Genomic DNA, 18,696 nt, shown 5'->3' with positions numbered 1-18,696 from the left:
GCGCCCTGCCGGGGTCCAGACCTGTGTAGGCTCCCGGGAATGACAGGTCCGGATTCCGCACGGGGCGGCTTGCCCGTCATCGACATGGCGTCACTGTTCGATGCATCCCGCGTCACCGAGCGTGCGCGCGTCGCGCGTGAAATCGAGCAGGCCTGTCGCGACAGCGGCTTCTTCTACGTGACGGGCCACGGCGTGTCCGGCGAGGTGCTCGCGCGGCTGGAGCGGGAGAGCCACCGCTTCTTCGCGCTGCCCCGGGTGGCGAAGGAGGCCATCGCCATGTCGATGGGCGGTGTCGCGTGGCGAGGCTGGTTTCCACTCGGGGGGGAGCTGACCTCAGGGCGTCCGGACCGGAAGGAGGGGTTGTATCTGGGCACGGAGCTTGGAAGCGAGCACCCGCGCGTCAAGGCCGGCTGGCCGTTGCACGGCGCCAACCTGTGGCCCGCGGAGGTGCCGGAGCTGCGCGCGGCGGTGCTCGACTACGTGGCGGCCTGCACGCGCGCCGCGCATGCGCTGATGGAGGGCATGGCGCTGAGCCTGGGCCTGGACACGGACTACTTCCGGCGGCACTACACGGCGGACCCGACGGTGCTCTTCCGCATCTTCCATTACCCCGCGGAGCCCCAGCACGAGGACGAAAGCTGGGGCGTGGGCGAGCACACCGATTACGGGCTGCTCACGCTGCTGGCCCAGGACGACAACGGCGGGTTGCAGGTGAAGACGCCGCGCGGCTGGGTGGAGGCACCGCCGCTGCCCGGGACGCTGGTGTGCAACATCGGCGACATGCTCGACCGGATGACAGGCGGGTGGTACCGCTCCACGCCGCACCGGGTGAAGAACGTGAGCGGCAAGGACAGGCTGTCCTTCCCACTCTTCTTCGACCCGGACTTCGCCGCCGAGGTCCACCCCCTGCCACGCGGCGCGGGCGCTGACGTCGATGAGGACCGCGCCCGCCGCTGGGATGGTGCCAGCGTCCACGCCTTCCAGGGGACGTACGGCGACTACCTGCTGGACAAGGTGTCCAAGGTGTTTCCGGAGCTGGTGCGGCGGGTGTGGGAGCGAGCGCCCGCGGCACTGCCAGAGGAGACACCCCGAGGACCGTTACCGCGTTGACGGAGCCCGGGTCGCATGCTTGAGAGCGCTGCGGCGGATGACGCGCTTCGGCGCGCGCAAACTGCTCACCGACCAGGAGACATCACGATGATGACCGTCAGCGCGTTCAAGTGGGTTCCGCCGTTCGCACAGGGCCTGGTGCGGGACCTCCGGGTGCGGTGGGCGCTCGAGGAGGCGGGGTTGCCGTATCAGGTGAAGCTCATCGACAACAAAGTCCAGGCCTCGCCCGACTACCGCAAGCTCCAGCCCTTCGGCCAGGTGCCGGTGCTGGAGGAGGACGGCCTCGTCCTCTTTGAATCAGGCGCCATCGTGCTCCACATCGCCAACAAGTGTGAGGCGCTGCTGCCGGCGGACGCGGCGGGCAGGGCTCGCGCGGTGACGTGGCTCTTCGCGGCGCTCAACTCCATCGAAATCGCGATTCAGCCGCTCGCCGAGGTGGACCTGTTCTTCGCCCAGGAGGAGTGGGCGAAGCTGCGCAGGCCGGGCGTGGTGGAGTCGCTGAAGGCGCGTCTGGGAGAACTCGCGGCGCATCTGGGTGAGCGCGAGTACCTGGAGGACCGCTTCACGGCGGGCGACCTGATGATGGTGACGGTGCTCCGCATCCTCCGGCACACGGACGTGCTCGACGGCTTTCCCACGCTGAAGGCGTACAAGGAACGCTGTGAGGCCCGGCCCGCGTTCCAGCGCGCCCTGGCGGCCCAGATGGCGCCGTTCCAGCAGCCTCGCGCTTGAGCGTCTGGAGAGCCCGCCGGGCGTAAATGTCTGAAACGAGGCCTTTTCAGGCCCTCAAATCCGTCATCTGCAGGCTCGCGACCGGCGGCCTGTGGTTCGCGGACCTGCTCGAGGACCAGGGAATCAAGCCTGAAGTGAGAGCCGCCGTCATCCGAAGGCTCGAGGAGCTCACCCGGGAGTAGGCGCTCCTCGCCGTCAGTGTGTGTCTGTCTCCAGCTAATACCCCGGCCAAGAATTCATTTGTCAGGGGCTCCCGTGAGGGGGCCGTCAGTGACGGGCTTGTGTCTCGAGATGCCCCCTTCGTCATGTCATCTGCTCGGGCGCAGGTGACGCTTCATTCCCTGGCTGCTGGCGGACCAGGGCGCGGTGCTGTGTGAAAAGTATGGTTTTGCGTGTTCCTCGACGTTTTCCTCGCCAGACGACAATGCCTCTCCAACGCTCGAAGCGTCTTCTGCTTGCATGGACGCTGCTCCCGCTGCTCGCCTGTGACGGCAAGCAGGAAGAAGCCGCCTTCGCACCGCCGGTCCAGAAGGTGTCCACGCTGAAGGTGCAAGGGGAGGCCGTTGTCCTTCACGACGAATTCCCCGCGCGAGTCTCCGCGTTCCGGGTCGCGGAAGTCCGCCCGCAGGTGGGCGGGCTCGTGCGCAGCCGGCGCTTCTCCGAAGGAGACACGGTCCAGAAGGGGCAGCCGCTCTACCAACTGGAAGCGGCGGTGTTCCGCGCGAACGTGGAAGGCGCGGCGGCGGCCCATGCGGCCAGTGAGGCCGGGCGGATGCAGGCGGAGCTGCATGCGAGGCGCATCCAGTCCCTCTTCGAGAAAGGCGCGAGCACCCAGCAGGCGCACGATGACGCCCGGGCCGCGCTCGCCATCGCGAACGCGGAGGTGGCGCGCGCCCGCGCGGCGCTGGACAGGGCCCGCGTCGACCTGGACTACGCCACGATTACCGCCCCCATCGCGGGGCACATCGGCATCTCCCAGGTCAACGAGGGCGCGCTCGTCGGCCCCGCGGATGCCACGCCGCTGAGCGTCATCCAGCAGATTGACCGCGTCTTCGTCGACATCAAGTCACCCGTGGAGCGCGCGGCGGGCTTGCAGTCACTCCAGCGCGGTGACGGGGAAGCGGGGGCGGAGGTCATCGTGCTCTCCTCGACGGGGACGCCCTATCCGGAGCGAGGCCGCGTTCAGTTCTCGGACATCTCGGTCGACCCCGGGTCCGGCGAGCTCACGGTGCGCGCCCTGGTCCCCAACACGCAGCGCAAGCTCCTGCCGGGCATGTTCGTGAAGGCGCGCGTCGTGCTCGGAGAGGTGGCCGGTGCGCTCCTCGTTCCCCAGCAGGCCGTGCTTCACGACGCGCAGGGGCAGGCGCAGGTCTTCATCGTCCGAGAGGACAACACCGCGGAGGCGCGCAACGTCCGCGCCGGACGCATCGTCAGCGGACGCTACCTGGTGGAGGAGGGACTCTCCGCCGGAGAGCGTATCGTGGTCGAGGGGCAGGACCGTCTTGCGCCAGGCCAGCAGGTCACCCCCGCCGAGTGGCAGCACGCCCCGGCCTCGCGCTGAACCTGGAGTGAGCCGTGCCAAGATTCTTCATTGAACGCCCGGTCTTCGCCTGGGTGATTGCCATCTTCATCGTGCTCGCCGGAGCCATCTCCATCCCCCGGCTCCCCATCGAGCGCTACCCGTCCATCGCGCCGCCGAGCGTGACGATTACCGCCACCTATCCCGGCGCCACGCCGGCCGCGATGAACGACAGCGTCGTGTCGTTGATTGAGCGCGGCCTGTCCGGCGTGAAGAACATCCTGTACTTCGAGTCGTCGAGCGACACGTCGGGCATCGCGCAAATCGTGGTGACGTTCGCGCCCGGAACGGACCCGGACCTGGCGCAGGTCGACATCCAGAACCGCCTGAAGACCGTCGAATCGCGGCTGCCGCAGATGGTCCGGCAGCTCGGGCTCCAGGTGGAGACGACCACCACCAACTTCCTGCTCTTCTCCACGCTCGTGTCGAGCGACGGTCGCTACGACGAGGCCGAACTGGGGGACTTCCTGAGCCGCAACGTGGTCGAGGACCTGCGCCGCGTGCCCGGCGTGGGGCGCGTCCAGCTCTTCACGCCAGCCCGCGCGCTGCGCGTCTGGTTGGACCCGGAGCGGCTCATCTCGCACGGAATCTCCGTGGATGAGGTCGCGGCGGCGATTCGCGCACAGAACGCGGAGGCTTCTCCCGGACGGCTGGGGGACATGCCCGCGGTTCCAGGCCAGCGCGTCACCACCCCCCTGATGCTCCAGGGGCAGCTCCTGGACGTCGCGGACTTCGAGCGCGTCATCATCCGGGCCCATCCGGATGGCTCAAACGTGCTGCTCAAGGAGCTCGCCAAGGTGGAGCTGGGGCCCCAGAGCTACGCCTCGTCCACCCGGCAGAATGGGAAGAACGCCGCCACGTTCGGCGTGCAGCTGGCCCCGGGGGCGAACGCGCTCGATACCTCCGAGCGCATCCGCGAGCGGATGGCGGACCTCTCCCGGGCCTTCCCCGCGGGCGTCGAGTACACGATTCCGTACGACGCGGCGCCGTTCGTGCGCGTCTCCATCCAGAAGGTCGTCCAGACCTTCTTCGAGGCGATGCTGCTCGTCTTCGCGGTGATGTATCTCTTCCTGCAGAGCGTGCGTTACACGCTGATTCCCGCCATCGTCGCGCCCATCGCGCTGCTGGGGACCTTCGCGGTGATGCTGGCGTCGGGGTTCTCCATCAACGTCCTGACGATGTTCGGCATGGTGCTGGCGATTGGCATCATCGTCGATGACGCCATCGTCGTGGTCGAGAACGTCGAGCGCCTCATGGCGGAGGAGGGGCTTTCTCCCCTCGAGGCCACGAAGAAGGCGATGAAGGAAATCACGGGCGCCGTCATCGGCATCACCCTGGTGCTCACGTCCGTGTTCATCCCCATGGCGTTCGCCACGGGCTCCGTCGGCACCATCTACCGCCAGTTCAGCCTGGCGATGGCCGTGTCGATTCTCTTCTCCGCGTTCCTCGCGCTCACGCTCACCCCGGCGCTCTGCGCGACGCTGCTGCGCCCGGTGGAGCCCGGCCACGCGGGGAAGCGCCGCGGCTTCTTCGGCGGGTTCAACCGGCTCCTGGAGCGGGTGACGGGGCGCTATGCGAACTGGACCCGGGCCATTGTCGGACGCCTGGGTCGGGCGTTCTTCGCGTATGCCGTGGTGGTCGCCATGGTCGCCCTGGCGTTCTGGCGGCTGCCGGGCGCCTTCTTCCCGGAGGAGGACCAGGGGTTCCTCAACGTCTCGGTGCAGCTCCCGTCGGACGCCACGGCCGAGCGGACGAACAGCGTGCTCGGGGAGCTGGAGGCCTTCTTGAGCGAGCGCGAGGGCATCCAGGACGTGCTGACCATCCAGGGCTTCGGCTTCTTCGGCTCGGGGGCGAACGCCGGCCTCATGTTCGTGATGATGCGCGACTGGGACGAGCGCCAGGGGGAGACGGCGGCGGGTGAGGTCGCCGCCGCCAACGCGCGCTTCGCCTCTCCGCGGGAGGGCATGGTCATCAACGTGCTGCCGCCCGCGGTGGACGGGCTCGGCAACAGCGCGGGCTTCGCCATGCGGCTGGAGGACCGTTCCGGACACGGCCCGAAGGCGCTCAACGACGCCATGAACCACGTCCTCCGGCGCGCCTCGGACAGTCCGGTCATCGCCTTCCCTTATCAGGAGGGGTTGCCGGACGGCTCGACGGTGCGAATCCAGGTGGACCGCGAGCGCGCGGCGGCGCTCGGTGTGTCGTTCGCGGAAATCAACTCGGTCATCTCCACCGCGCTGGGGTCGACGTACGTCAACGACTTCCCCAACAAGGGCTACATGCAGCAAATCATCCTGCAGGCGCGCGCGGAGTCCCGCATGCAGGTGGAGGACGTGCTCAAGCTCCCCGTGCGCAACGCGCGCGGGCAGATGGTGCCCCTGTCCTCGGTGGCCGAGCCCGTCTGGGAGCGGGGACCCATGCAGCTGGTCCGCTACAACGGCTACCCCGCCGTGCGCATCGCCGGGGCGGCGGCACCGGGCTTCAGCAGCGGTGACGCCATGGCGGAGATGGAGCGCATCGCGGGCGAACTCCCAGCCGGCTTCGCGGTGGAGTGGACGGGGCTCTCCTACCAGGAGCGGCTCTCCGGTTCGGAGGCGCCCATCCTCCTGGCGCTGTCGATGCTCGTCGTCTTCCTGGTGCTGGCGGCGCTCTACGAGAGCTGGTCGATTCCGCTGTCGGTCATGCTCGTCGTGCCGCTGGGGCTCATTGGCGCGCTGGCCGCGGTGATGTCACGCGGACTGATGAACGACATCTTCTTCAAGGTGGGCCTCATCACCATCATCGGCCTGTCCGCGAAGAACGCGATTCTCATCGTCGAGTTCGCGAAGCAGCTCGAGGAGCAGGGGCGCTCACCGCTCCAGGCGGCGGTGGAGGCGGCGCGGCTGCGCTTCCGTCCCATCCTGATGACGTCACTCGCCTTTGCCCTGGGCGTGGTGCCGCTGGTGGTGGCCAGCGGCGCGAGCGCGGAGACGCAGCGGGCCATCGGCACGGGCGTATTCGGCGGCATGGTGTCAGGCACCGTCCTGGCCATCTTCCTGGTGCCCGCGTTCTACGTCGCCGTGCGGAGCCTGCTCAAACGGCGCGAGTCGGCGAGCCCGGCTCCTCTCGTGCAGCACGCGCCCGCGGAGAACAGTTAGCGCGGCCGGGCGCTGGCGGGTGGAGGCTTCCCGCCAGCGCCGCAGCACCCCTCAGGAGCGGCGCTGCGCCGAGTCCTGGGGCAGCAGGCGGCCACCCAGCATGGTGATGCGTTTGGCCGCGAGCCGCTGGCGGGCCTCCGGCTCGATGTCCTGCGGCGTCCACTTCAGGTCGTGGTCGAACTCCACGTTCACCGCGGTGACACCTTCCACCGTCAGCAACCGCTGCTCGATTTCCCGCATGAAGTAGGCGGCCATCATGCACATGGGCGAGGTGATGTGCAGGCGCACCGTCACCTGGCCCTCCGTGCGCTTCACCGACTCAATCAGCCCCATCTCCCCGATGCCCAGCGGCACGCCCGTGGCGCAGCTGCACGGGTCGGGGATGTCCTGGATGCGCTCGCGCAGGGCCTGCTCACTCATACAGGCTCTCCCGGTAGCCGTACGGCTGGATGTCGCCGCGCGCCCTCAGCTTGGCGAACTTGTCGTTGGCGATCTTCTTCTTCACCGACTCCACGTCCACGCCCGCGTAGCGCGCGTAGTTGCCGCCCAGAATCATCCGCTTCACGTCCGGCGTCACCTGCATGCCCGCCACCTGCACCAGGTCATCCGGCAGTTGGAACTCATGCCAGAACTTGTGCAGCGCCGGGTGCGGGTGGCTGAACACCGTCCCGGAGCCCCACATGATTTTCTCCGGGCCCGCCCACTTCAGCAGCGCCGCCAGGGACTCGGCGAACCAGCGTTCACGCTTCACGATGAGCGCGCCCGTCACTTCCAGGTTCACATACACGTTGGGGAACAGCGACAGCTGCATGCCCGTCTCGTCCAGGAAGGCCATGCCGCCGTGGACGATTTCAAAGTTCAGGTCGGGGAAGGCATCCGCCGCCCCGCCGATGTCATCCACCTTGTAGGGCTCCAGCGGCACCGCGCCCATGGGCAGGCCCTTGTGCACGGCGATGTTCTTGATGCCCAGCTTCTGTGCCCGCTCGAAGAGCGGGAAGGCGATGGTCGGGTCATCCATGCGCCAGCCCGTGTGGCGGAACTTGTCGCCCAGCCACGCCGCCGGGTAGAGCTTCAGGCCGCTGGGCTTGAGCGTTTCGTACTGCTGCTCCAAGTCATCCAGCGCCGCCGTGCCGCGCAGCGGGTCCACGCCCGCGTACACCAGGAAGCGGTGGGGATAGTTGCGGTGAATCTCCAGCGTCTTCTCATAGGAGCACAGGCCGTCGTGGTACAGCGTCTGGAGCGGCAGCACGTGGTGCACCGCCAGGTCGACGCCGCTCTCCACGAAGAGCAGGTGCGCCAGCTCCTTCACGGACCAGTTCTTCAGGAAGCCTTCCGACGTGGGGACGCGGTGCGTGTCCCCAGACAGGCCGCTGTGCAGCCCCCAGATGAGCCCCGCGAGCGACTCGGCGTACTTGCCGGCGCGGTAGTTCGTGGGATGGAGGTTGTAGGCGTGTGTCACCGCATCGATGACGAAGTTGCCGTCAATCACCCGAGGACTCCTTTCACAGTTGGGCCGGGAGGACGCCCGGCGTCATTCGCTACCACGAGAGGCACCCAGGAGTTGTCCCAGGCCTTGATGAATCGACTCCACGTCGAAGGGCTTCTCAATCTGCAGGTTCGGCACGCGCTCCAGGAACTGACGGGCCCGCGTGGTGTACGAGCCGCCGGTGATGAAGATGAAGCGCTCGGCGATGCCATCCCCGCGCTCGCGGACGCGCTCGTAGACGTCCATGCCGGAGATGCCCGGCATCATCAGGTCGCAGAAGACGGCGTCGAAGGGCGCGCCCGACGTCAGCACCGCCAGCGCGTCCTCGCCATTGTTCACCACCGTCACTCGGTGCCGCATGCCGATGATGCGCGCCAGGGAGCGGCCCACCGCGGGCTCGTCGTCAATCACCAGCACCTGCCCCCGCCGCTCGGCGTGGGGCGCGGGTGCCACCGGCGCGGCCTGGGCGGGGACGGCGTCCGGCGCCGTGGGCAGGGTGACGGTGAAGGTGGTGCCCTGGCCCAGCTCGCTGCGGACGGTGATGTCACCGCCCTGCTTGCGGATGAGGCTGTGGCAGATGGACAGCCCCAGCCCCGTGCCCTTGCCCACGGGCTTGGTGGTGAAGAAGGGGTCGAAGACGCGGGAGAGCACCGCGGGCGTCATGCCGCAGCCGGAGTCGCTCACGTCCACCAGCACGATGCCCGGTGGACCGGCGCGGACCCACACGGTGATGTGGTGCTCCTCGGCGTTGCCTTCGGGAATGGCCTGCGCCGCGTTCACCAGCAGGTTGAGGAACACCTGGCCCAGGCGCGAGCCGTCCGCGTATACGCGGGGGACGGACTCGTACTTCTTGATGAGCCGCGCCCGGTGACGCAGCTGGCTGGCGGCCATGTTGATGGAGAAGTCCAGCGGCTGCCGCACGTCCACCGCTTCGCGCCGCTCCTCATCCTGACGGGAGATGAACTTCAAGTCCCGCACGATGTTGCGCACGCGCATGGCGCCTTCTTGCGCCTCCTTCAGCAGGGCCTCCGCGTCATGCAGCGTCGCGGGCCACGCCACGCTGCTGGGTCCGCGCTCTCCGGCCCGCGTCAGCTCCGCGCCCAGGCGGCTCACGGACTCCAGGGCCGAGGCCAGGTTGGCCATGACGTAGGTCAGCGGGTTGTTGATTTCGTGCCCCACGCCCGCCGCCAGCGTGCCGGCCAGCACCATGCGGTCGTTCTGCAGGAGCTGCGACTGCGCCTGCTTGCGCTCGGTGATGTCGCGCGCCATCACCACGACGGCCTCGTGTCCGTCGAACTCGATGGGGATGCCCACGCTCTCCGCGTCGTACCAGGTGCCGTCGCGCCGCAGGTAGCGGACCTCCCGCAGCGGGGCCAGCGCGCCCTTCACGGCCGCGGTGTGCACGCGGTCCTTCACGAGCTCCAGGTCATCCGGATGGACGATGCTCCAGATGGGCTTGGCCATCAGCTCGGCCGGGTCGTCGTAGCCCAGGGCCCGCAGCAGCGTGGGGTTGGCGTAGATGAAGCGCCGCTGGGTGTGCACGAAGATGCCTTCGGGCGCCCGGTCGATGAGCCTGCGGAAGCTCTCCTCTGAACGGCGCAGCGCCTCCTGCGTGCGCTTGCTCTCGGTGACGTCCTCGAACGCGAACATCCGGTAGCGCATGGCGTCCCCCGCCACCGAGGAGGATGTGGACAGCCGCCGCAGGGTGCGTCCATCCGACATCCTGGCTTCGTCCTCCACCAGGCCCGGCACGCAGCCCTGGTCCGGGGCCGCGCACAGGCGCAGGAACTCCGCCGCGTCGCCTGCCTTGAGGCAGTGGTGGATCACCTCGTCATGGGAGAGCTCACCCCGCTGGATGGCGCCTTCCAATGCGGTGATGCCCCACAGCTGGCAGAAGCGGTGGTTGACGTAGTGGACCCGGCGCGTGCGGATGTCGACCAGGTAGAGGCCGAAGGGCAGGTAGTCACTCTCTGGCCAGGGCGCGGCGGACGGCTCCTCGGCCTGCCGCACCGTGCAGTAGAGCGGCTCCGACTCCAATGCGGCGGTGATGCGCCAGGACAGAGGCAGCCAGGACCCATCCGGCCGGCGCCAGCGACAGGTGCGCGAGGTGGGGCTTGTGGAACCCAGATGCGCGAACAGGCCGGCGGCGTCTTCGATGGGGATGAAATCCTGCAAGGCCATGCCACGCAGTGACGTCAAAGACAGGCCCACCAGGTGGCCAAAGGCAGGATTGGCTTCGAGCAACACGCCATCACGGCCCAGGATGACGTAGGGCTCCGTGGACAGCTCGAAGAAGCGGTGGGCCCACTGCTCGGTCGACATGCTTCCCTTGGGTTGCCAGGGCGCAGCCAACGCCGGCTTGGGGGGAAGGCCGGGTCATGGCATGCGAGGTGTTCGTAGATGCCTTTGCGCTTTCCAGGACATAGACACTATTTGTGGAAAAATTGCATGTCCTGATTTTATGGATGAGGCCGCTCATACGCGGAGTCAAAGCGCTGACGGGTTGCGCAGCAGATGGAACACGTAGCCGTAGGTGTGTTCGTACTGGCGATAGAGGCGGGTCTCCTGCTCGGCGGCCGAGAGCGCGTCTTCCAATGACGCGTCGCCGTGGGCGCGCAGGTGTGCGACGCGCTGGAGCAGGGGCGTGTAGTAGGTGTCCCACCATGCGGAGGCGGGGAGGGTGAAGGTGTCGAGCACCTCGTAGCCCGCGGCTTCCGCGGCGGCGCGGTTCTCCAAAACCGTACCCATGGTGGGGTAGACCTCACCCCAGAAGCGCGCGATTTCGTCGGGGCGCTCATCGGTCAGCCAGGTGCATTCGGTGACGGCAGCCAGGCCGCCGGGCGCGAGCAGCGGGCGCCAGCGCCGCAGTCCCGGACCGAAGCCCAGGTGGTAGATGGCGCCTTCGGACCAGAGGAGGTCAAAGGAAGCCTCGGGCAGCGACAGCGCGCCCATGTCCTGCTGCTGAATTTCGACGAGTGCGTCCAGGCCCCGCTCGCGCGCCCGCGCCTGGAGCTGGTCGAGGAAGGGCCTGTGCAGGTCCACCGCGATGACCCGGGTGCGCAGCGCCTCGGCGAGCACCAGCGTCTGCGCGCCCGCGCCACAGCCGAGGTCCACCACGCGCGGGTGCGGTGGCAGCGGAGGCAGCCGCCGCAGGGCCTCCCGGGTGCAGTCGTCGCTGCCAGGGCCGTGACGGGGCAGGTTGTCATAGACGGTGAAGAAGGCGTCTTCGCTCATGGCGGGCTCCGGTTCAGTGCCCCTGGAGCAGGGGCACGCGCTTCCAGTGGGCTTCGATGCGGCGGCGGCTCTCCTCCGGCAGGGGCAGCTGCGCGTGGAGCGAGGACCAGGTGTCGAGCGACGCTTCCACCGCGGACGTCACCACCGGCAGCACGTCGCTGGGGGGCAGCGCCAGCTTGCGCGCCAGCCGTTCGAAGCTGCCCAGGGAGATGTCCTCGAAGCGCTTCGACTTCGCGAAGTTGAGCGCGAGCGTGTCCGCCGGCATGTACTGGAGCGTGGACACCAGGTCGTACGCGGGTGACAGCGTGGCGCGGGTGCCGTCCGGGTAGAGCAGCGACCAGTTCTTGTGGTGCGCGTCCCCGTTGCCAATGACGGCGATGAACACCAGCCGCCGCAGGAACTCGTGCAGCGCGTCCAGTCCGGCGACCTTGTAGATGACGTTGGCGACCGTCTCGTAGTTGTACTTCTTGTACTTCTCATCCGCGTACAGCCCCAGCACCTGCGTCAGGTCCTCCATGTGGACCCGGCGGCCGGGTTCGGGGCGGTCGAAGCGGCGCACGGCGTAGGCCACGTCCTCGCGCAGGGTGATGCCTTCGGGCAGTCCCTGGATGTCGGCCACGTCCAGCAGCGCCACCTCGGGGACGGTGATGCCGGCGGCGCGGGCCCACGTCATCATGGAGAACTCGTTCTCCGGGACGCGGTCGTAGCGGTTGTCCGGCAGCTTCACAATCCAGTTGCCGCCGCGTCCGCCCGCCGGGAGCGTCATCGCCTTGTCCCGGCGCAGCATGGAGAACTTGAGCTGCACGCCCGCGAGCGAGAAGCGCAGCGGCTCCTGCTCCTGCGGCGCGTGGGACGGCTGGGGCTCCTCCAGCGGCTCCATTCCGCTGAGCGACAGCACGCTGGCGGGCCGCACGACGATGGCGCCGGGCAGGTCCTCACCCAGCCGCGCGATGAGGAAGAACTCGCGCTGGCGGGCCACCTGCTCGCGTTCGGCGATGAGCTCGCGCAGCGTGCCTTCCGGGAGCAGGTTGGAGAAGTACGAAGGCAGGCGCAGGCGGCTGACGTGGCGGCGCGAGAGGTCGTCCTCGAAAATCTGTCCCAGCACCGGGCGTGGGTAGCGCTGGCGGTACTCCTCCGCGATGACGAACTCGATGCGTTCGTCCTCCAGCAGCGTCAGCGTGCCGACGTGGACGTCGCCCAGGTGGACGTCGAGGATTCCGGCCGTGGTGCGGGTGGGCTCCAAGTCAGTCCTCCTCCTCGACGACCAGCGATTGGAGGGACGGACGGTCCGACTCCTCGTAGCGGGTGCGGGCCCGCAGGAACTCGATGATGTGTCTATCGATGAGCTCCATGCGCTGCATGAGGAATTCGAGCGTGCCGCCCTCGCGCAGCGTGTCGCGCATGGCGGGGGTGATGGCCTGGCTCTGGAGGACCTCGGGTGGCGGCGCGGGCTCGTCCCGCAGCACGTCCAGCAGGGGCTGACCGGGCAGGGGCGGGTGCATCAGGTAGTTGGCGGGGGTGTAGAGGAAGGAGCGGTACAGCGCGGGGTCCAGCTTCAGCTCGGCGTCGGGCTCCTGCACCGTGAGGGACTTGAGCACGGGGCTGAGGCTGGCGGGGTCGGTGTCGCTGAAGAGCTGGGATGGCTCCAGCAGGGCGCCGGTGCGCAGGTGCCGCGGCTGGAGCGCGTACAAGGCATTGAGGGCCATGCCCCGCGAGCGCAGCGCGAGGCCGAACGTCGCGGGCTGCGCGTGCTGGGCCAGCCATTCGTCGGACAGGGGCCGCACCTGCGCCAGCAGGGACTGGACGGACTGCTCCTCGTCGGGGCCGATGGCGGCCAGCAGCTCCTGCGGCGACAGGGCCCGGCTGTCGAGGAAGCTGTCCACCAGGCTGCCGCGCCAGAACCCGCGCGCGAGCAAATCCCGGGTGCGCGGCGACGGCTCCGGGTGCAGGTGGAAGAAGCGCGCGAGCAGCACGAAGTAGAGCGGGTTCGTCAGCAGGCGCCCGTGGGGGATTCCCGCGTCGCGCTTGAGGAAGACGATGACGCTGCGCAGGGCCGCTTCCGTCTGGAGCAACGTCTGCGTGAGGTCGTCCTCCTCGCGGAGCTGCTTCTGGAAGTCCTGGGTGAAGTCCAGGCCGCGCACCGCGAGCACGGCCTTGAGCAGCAGGGATTCATCGATGCGGCCGAAGCCCAGCTCCAGCAGGCTGGTGGCCAGCGCCTTCAGGTTGGGCAGCCGCGAGCCCGCGGTGCCGCCGTAGAGCGCGTTGAAGACCTCGTCGTCGGTGAGCGGCTTTCCGGAGGTGTTGAGCCGCTTGAAGATGATGCGCAGCGTCTTCTCCTCCGCGGCTTCGACGACGTACGCGGGCATCTGGTACTCGCGCGCCGCCTTGCCCAGACGGATGGCCGCGCGCACGTGCTCCGGGTTCTTCTCGCGCCCCGGGTAGCGGTCCAGCCAGCCCAGCAGTTGCTCGCTGTCGAGCACCCGGTTGAGTGGCAGCCAGTGTGGAGGCGTCGGCTCGCCGTGCGCGGGCTGGACGATTTCGTGTGTGTCCAGGTCGAAGAAGAGCGTGAAGCCGTCCCGCGCGGCGGGCTCCTGCTCCGGGTGGAGGAGCACCGCGGCCAGCGCGGTGATGCGCTGCTGTCCATCCACCACCCACAGCGCCTGGCTGTGGGAAGGCGCGTCGATGCGCACCGGGCCGAAGCTCACGCTGGCGGCGGGAGCCTCGCGCTTCCAGAAGAGCAGCGTGCCGATGGGATAGCCGCGGTACACGCTGTCGAGCAAATCCCTCACATCGCCGGCCTCCCAGCGCAGGGGCCGCTGGAAGTGGGGCAGCCGCACCTCACCTCGCCGGACGCGGTCCAGCAGGTCCTCGATGCTGAATGCCGTCGCCTGGGGCCGCCGCGTCAGGGTGGATTGCATGCGCTTACCTCTGCCCGGCCTGTAACACGCCCCGCACGGGATGCCCGCCTTCCGGTGGCTGCCCTCGGGAATCGCCTGATTTGGACAGTGACAGTGGAATCGTCTGTGTTCACCGGGTGTGAATGTTCGATTATGGGCTCGGAGGGGGCGCGTGCTTGACGGGCGCTCGCTCGCCCTTCAACATGCCGTCCACGTTTCCTCTTCGGAGTGAGACGCGGCGGCGGTGATTGCCTCCCCCAAAAGCGACACCGTCGTGGAAGTCCCAGTTGAGCCCCGCGCGCCGCGTTCCCCCTCTCGGCGCGCGGTGGCCCCTGGGATTCTCGCTCCGCCCCTCGGTTCCATGCCTGCAGGACGCACGGGCGTTATCCGTTTCCTTGCGGTGGTGACGCTCACCGTCGCTTGCGAGGCCCAGGGGCTCGACGGAGAGTGAGCGCCTCCCCTTGGAGGCCCCTTGCCCGTCGCCACCTTCATCCTGCCCGCTTCCCTCGCGCTCCAGTTGCTGTCGGGAGCCGCACCCGCCGCGAAGTCGGCGCCCAAGGCCGTCCCCGCGAAGCCCTCCGCCACCGCGAAGCGCGCCGCGCCCGTGTACGCGCAGGCGACCGCGGAGAAGCTCATTGGTCCCGCGCTCACGGATGGCCATGCCTATGCGCGGCTCGCCGAGCTGACGGACGGCATTGGCCCGCGCCTGTCGGGGTCGCCGGGCGCCGAGGCCGCCGTGCAGTGGGCGCTGCGCTCTTTCAAGGCCGACGGGGTGAAGGCGTGGTTGGAGCCGGTGAAGGTGCCGCACTGGGTGCGAGGCGAGGCGTCCGGCGAGGTGCTGGCCTCCGAGCGCACGCGGGGACACCCCCTGGCGTTGCTGGCCCTGGGCGGCAGCCCGCCCACCGCGCCCGAGGGACTCAGCGCCGAGGTGGTGGAGGTGACGTCGCTGGAGCAGTTGGAGTCGCTGGGCGCGGCGGTGAAGGGGAAGTTCGTCTTCTTCAACCACACCATGACGGTGGCCTCGGACTACGGGCGCTTCGCGGGGCTGCGCTCACGAGGCCCCGCCGCCGCCGCGAAGCACGGGGCGGTGGGCGCGCTGGTGCGCTCGCTGGCCACGGCGTCGTTGCGCACGCCGCACACGGGCGCGACGAACTTCCCCAGTGAGGGGCCGCGGATTCCGGCGGCGTCGGTGGCCACGGAGGACGCGGACCTGCTCCACCGGCTGCTGGCGGGCGGCCCGGTGCGAGTGAAGCTGATGCTGGGCAGCTCCGAGCTGCCGGACGCGGATTCCTCCAACGTCGTGGCGGAGATTCGCGGCCGGGAGAAGCCGCAGGAAATCGTGCTGATTGGCGCGCACCTGGATTCGTGGGACGTGGGCACGGGCGCGCATGACGACGGCGCGGGCGTGGTGATGGTGATGGAGGCCGCGCGCCTCATCGCGAAGCTGCCGCAGGCGCCCCGGCGCACGGTGCGGGTGGTGCTCTTCATGAACGAGGAGAACGGCCTGCGCGGTGGGCGGGCCTACGCGGAGGCGCACGCGGCGGAGCTGCCCCGGCACGTGGGCGCGCTGGAGATGGACGCGGGCGGCGGGCGGCCCGTGAGCGTCAGCGTGCGCGCGGGCGAAGGTGGACAGGATTTGCTGCGCCCGTGGCTCCCGCCGCTGACGGCGCTGGGCGTGACGCAGTTCTCCCCGCGCGAGGCGGGTGGGGCGGACATCAGCCCGCTGATGCCCGCGCGCGTGCCCTTCTTCGGCGTGGAGGTGGACAGCAGCCGCTACTTCGACGTGCACCACACGGAGGCGGACACGCTGGACAAGGTGGACCCGCAGGACCTGGCGCGCAGCACCGCCGCCGTGGCGTGGATGACGTACGCGCTGGCGGAGATGCCCGGCACGCTCACGCGCCCCGAGGCGCCGGCGCCGCGTGGACCCGCGCCAGTCACCGCGCCCGCGCAGCAGTCGAAGACCTCAGGGAACTAAGGGGCCGCTTGGGGGGAGGCCAGCCGGGACGCCCTTGGACCTCATGATTCTTTAATTTTGTCGATATTGGTCGTTTACGGCCAATATGCGCACGTATTTTGCGCATATCTATGTATTATCGACAGAATTGATGGACTCGACCGCGGAGTTTCGAGAAGCATTCTGGAAGCAGGACCTCCGGTTGCCTCGGGGGGTGGAGCTCCTGCGCCAAGATGTCTTCCTGTTGCCGCGCAGAGGGCCTGGTGGGCAGGCGATCTATGAGCTCGCCGAGGTGGTTCTCCCCCAGGTACGAGTGCCGGTCCTGATGGCCTACCGCGCGCCGTTGCTCCCGGCGGACGTGCACTCACTTCGGGAACGTCTGCGCGCGGCGAGTGTGGCGCTGGACCAGCGGGATGGGACTGCCGAGCGCCTGCCCGTTGTCCGCATCCCGATGATTGCGACGGATTCCGCGTCAGCTGGAGTCATCGCGGCCTGTGAGCAAGAAGACGTCGCGTTGGTCGATCAGCGAGGAACGTTCTTCCTGCGCTCAGGCAGCACCTTCATTCGTGTACAGGGGCGCGAACCGTCGCAGCGGCGTCCCCGTGAGCCGGTGTTCCACGGGAAGGGGTGCCGCATCGTCCGGACCCTGTTGCAGTCGCCGGGAGAAGCGCAGACGGTCCGCGCGTTGTCGGAGCGGACGCAGACCAGTTACTCCTATGCGTACGGCGTCGTCCGTCACCTCGTGCTCGATGGGTATGTCGAGCCGGTCGGCAAGCGGAGTGGGTTTCGGCTGAGGGCTCCCGTGCGCCTGCTGAGGGCGTGGATGGCAAGTGGCGAGAAGACCTCCGTGACCCTGGACGGTTTCAACGCACCTTCCACCACGCCGGAGTTGTTGGGGAAGGGCCTTGAGCGATTGAGGGCCCAAGGCATTCGGGGCATCTACACGCTGGCGAGCGCCTTGCTGCCTGAGGAGCGCTTCGTGTCGGGACTGCCTCACGGGCTCTATCTCACGGGCTCTATCGACGCGGCTGTCGAAGCCTTCGGGCTGCGCCGTCTGATGCCCCATAACTTCTGGGTGCTACGGGCGGAGCCCTCGGCTGAGACGGATGCCGGAGGGGTCTTCTTTTCGCCACGAACGCTTCCTCATGGCCTGGGTGTGGCGTTGCCTCAGTTGACCGTGGACTTCCATCAAAGTGGGGGGCGCGGCAAGGAACAGGCGGATGAATTGGTGCAGCGATTCGCACGGGCGCTGCCCATTTCAGAGGAAGCGCCATGACCGAGCAGGAGCAGTTCGAAGAGATTCTGCGAGAACTGGGTGAACTCCTGCTGCAACTGGGAGATCTCTCCTGGAACGTCGTGCTCATCGGCGGGCAGGTGCTCGCGTTGGAGTCGCTCCGCAAGGGTGGGTCGGGGGTCATCGCCGTCACGACCGACACAGGCGCCGTGATTGAGCGTGGTTATTCCCACGAGCCTGATCTGCTCTTCGACATGGATGGCACCGAATTCGGGGCGGAGCGTCTACCTGAGGTCCTCAAGCTCCGGGGGTACGAGCGAACGCGCAGTTTTCGGTGGTCGAAAACCCTTCCGGGAGGGGTGATGCACCTCGACCTGTTCGCACCTGCTGGAGTCGATTTGGAACAACTCCCCACGAACATGACGCCGCTGCCGGATGCGCGGCTGGCGCTGCGTGGAAGTCAGCTCGTGTCTCTTCCCATGGGAGAGACCTCGCTGCGAATCCGGCTGCCGGACGCAGTTGGATTCCTCTCGATGAAGGTTCGCGCCAAGTTGGAGCAGCGGCCAACGGAGACCAAGGACTGCTTCGACATCTTTGCCTACGTCAAGCTCGTGGGGCTGGATGACGTGCGCGCATCACTGAAGCAGGCCGGCGAGGAAGGGCAGGCGCTCCGTGCCAAACTGCAGCGCTTGTTCTGGAGCACGGATGCCGCAGGTGTGCTGGATGTCATTGCCTATGCAGAAGGGCTCGAAGAGGTCGACCGGGCTTTGCTTGCTCAGGCGGTCGTCGACTTGTTCGCGGATCTCTAAGCTCACTTCTGGTCAGTCGAAGACCTCGGGAAACTGAGGGTGGCTTCGGGGCCCTTGGATTTCCGAGGCACCCCTTGGAGCATGGCGTCGTCGGCGTCACACGGGTGGCTGCTCAGCTTACGCGCATCGTCTGCGTTGGCGTGTGTCTTGCTCAGCTCGGACAGTCACTGGTTCGTGGGAGGACATTCATGATGAAGCAAGGCACGCGTGTTCCGGGGCTGAAGTGGGTCATCGCCGCGTTCATTCTGGCGGGCTGTCGTGGCGCCGAGGGCGAGGTGCCCACGGAGGCTGAGTCCAGGCTGTCGTTGAAGGAGGGCCAGGTGCTCGGCCCGGCGTGTATCGGGGAGCAGAAGCAATGCCCCGAGGGCCTCTCCTGCGCCTCGTTCAACCTGGGCTCGGGCCCCGAAATCCGCTGCGTCCAGTCCCCTGAAATCTGTGACTTGTTCAAGTGCAGCAGCGGGGAGTGCGTGGTGCTGGAGAGCCACCCGATCCAGGTTCGTTGCAGCGGCTCCTGAGCCGCG

The 18,696-nt window shown here is 68.2% G+C and carries 15 protein-coding genes; 9 read left to right on the top strand and 6 right to left on the bottom strand.

Going from position 1 to position 18,696, the window contains the following annotated elements; all coding sequences use genetic code 11:
- Positions 1 to 39 precede the first annotated feature (39 nt).
- The 5 genes from BLU09_RS19600 to BLU09_RS19580 all read left to right on the top strand — a co-directional run bounded on the left by BLU09_RS19600 (position 40) and on the right by BLU09_RS19580 (position 6,558).
- Entirely contained in the window at positions 40 to 1,110 is a 1,071-nt protein-coding gene (locus BLU09_RS19600; protein WP_090491075.1) for an isopenicillin N synthase family dioxygenase, read from the top strand.
- A gap of 87 nt (positions 1,111 to 1,197) precedes the next feature.
- Entirely contained in the window at positions 1,198 to 1,842 is a 645-nt protein-coding gene (locus BLU09_RS19595) for a glutathione S-transferase family protein (RefSeq protein ID WP_090491074.1), read from the top strand.
- Between the two features lie 26 nt (positions 1,843 to 1,868).
- A complete protein-coding gene (locus tag BLU09_RS19590; protein WP_244171865.1) occupies positions 1,869 to 2,024 on the top strand; it encodes a hypothetical protein in 156 nt (51 codons plus the stop codon).
- A gap of 242 nt (positions 2,025 to 2,266) precedes the next feature.
- Positions 2,267 to 3,403, top strand: a complete 1,137-nt coding sequence (locus BLU09_RS19585; RefSeq protein ID WP_244171864.1) for an efflux RND transporter periplasmic adaptor subunit — start codon at positions 2,267 to 2,269, stop codon at positions 3,401 to 3,403.
- A gap of 14 nt (positions 3,404 to 3,417) precedes the next feature.
- Positions 3,418 to 6,558 (top strand): multidrug efflux RND transporter permease subunit, encoded by a 3,141-nt coding sequence (locus BLU09_RS19580; protein ID WP_090491073.1) that lies wholly within the window; start codon positions 3,418 to 3,420, stop codon positions 6,556 to 6,558.
- 51 nt (positions 6,559 to 6,609) lie between these two features.
- On the opposite strand, the gene BLU09_RS19575 is transcribed toward BLU09_RS19580, so the two are convergent.
- The 6 genes from BLU09_RS19575 to BLU09_RS19550 all read right to left on the bottom strand — a co-directional run bounded on the left by BLU09_RS19575 (position 6,610) and on the right by BLU09_RS19550 (position 14,196).
- Positions 6,610 to 6,978: a metal-sulfur cluster assembly factor gene (locus BLU09_RS19575; RefSeq protein WP_090491072.1), complete on the bottom strand. Its 369-nt coding sequence runs from the start codon at positions 6,976 to 6,978 to the stop codon at positions 6,610 to 6,612.
- Complete coding sequence (locus tag BLU09_RS19570) at positions 6,971 to 8,047, bottom strand: amidohydrolase family protein (RefSeq protein ID WP_090491071.1); 1,077 nt, start codon at positions 8,045 to 8,047, stop codon at positions 6,971 to 6,973. Before BLU09_RS19570 ends, BLU09_RS19575 begins: the two co-directional genes overlap by 8 nt.
- Positions 8,048 to 8,089: 42 nt before the next feature.
- Positions 8,090 to 10,366 (bottom strand): hybrid sensor histidine kinase/response regulator, encoded by a 2,277-nt coding sequence (locus BLU09_RS19565; RefSeq protein WP_186817687.1) that lies wholly within the window; start codon positions 10,364 to 10,366, stop codon positions 8,090 to 8,092.
- 165 nt (positions 10,367 to 10,531) lie between these two features.
- Positions 10,532 to 11,278 carry a class I SAM-dependent methyltransferase gene (locus BLU09_RS19560; protein WP_090491069.1) on the bottom strand — a complete coding sequence of 249 codons (747 nt, stop codon included), beginning with the start codon at positions 11,276 to 11,278 and terminating at the stop codon, positions 10,532 to 10,534.
- Positions 11,279 to 11,291: 13 nt separating this feature from the next.
- The gene (locus tag BLU09_RS19555; RefSeq protein WP_090491068.1) at positions 11,292 to 12,521 is read right to left on the bottom strand and encodes a type II toxin-antitoxin system HipA family toxin; all 1,230 of its coding nucleotides are present in this window, start codon (positions 12,519 to 12,521) and stop codon (positions 11,292 to 11,294) included.
- Between the two features lies 1 nt (position 12,522).
- Positions 12,523 to 14,196: a DUF262 domain-containing protein gene (locus tag BLU09_RS19550; protein ID WP_090491067.1), complete on the bottom strand. Its 1,674-nt coding sequence runs from the start codon at positions 14,194 to 14,196 to the stop codon at positions 12,523 to 12,525.
- 451 nt (positions 14,197 to 14,647) lie between these two features.
- On the opposite strand from BLU09_RS19550, the gene BLU09_RS19545 reads away from it, so the two are divergent.
- From BLU09_RS19545 to BLU09_RS19530, 4 genes are all read left to right on the top strand, one after another.
- Positions 14,648 to 16,153: a M20/M25/M40 family metallo-hydrolase gene (locus tag BLU09_RS19545; protein WP_090491066.1), complete on the top strand. Its 1,506-nt coding sequence runs from the start codon at positions 14,648 to 14,650 to the stop codon at positions 16,151 to 16,153.
- A gap of 85 nt (positions 16,154 to 16,238) precedes the next feature.
- Positions 16,239 to 17,408, top strand: coding sequence for a hypothetical protein (locus tag BLU09_RS19540; RefSeq protein ID WP_244171863.1), 1,170 nt, complete (start codon positions 16,239 to 16,241; stop codon positions 17,406 to 17,408).
- Complete coding sequence (locus tag BLU09_RS19535; protein ID WP_090491064.1) at positions 17,405 to 18,175, top strand: hypothetical protein; 771 nt, start codon at positions 17,405 to 17,407, stop codon at positions 18,173 to 18,175. The genes BLU09_RS19540 and BLU09_RS19535 overlap by 4 nt, the downstream gene beginning before the upstream one ends.
- Positions 18,176 to 18,363: 188 nt before the next feature.
- Positions 18,364 to 18,690 carry a hypothetical protein gene (locus tag BLU09_RS19530; protein WP_090491063.1) on the top strand — a complete coding sequence of 109 codons (327 nt, stop codon included), beginning with the start codon at positions 18,364 to 18,366 and terminating at the stop codon, positions 18,688 to 18,690.
- The last annotated feature ends 6 nt before the right edge of the window (positions 18,691 to 18,696 follow it).

This window comes from Myxococcus virescens (genome assembly GCF_900101905.1).
In the GTDB taxonomy this organism is placed as follows: Bacteria; Myxococcota; Myxococcia; order Myxococcales; family Myxococcaceae; genus Myxococcus; species Myxococcus virescens.
The sequence above is the reverse complement of the archived record's forward strand: the minus strand, read 5'-3'. Positions and strand labels throughout refer to the sequence as shown.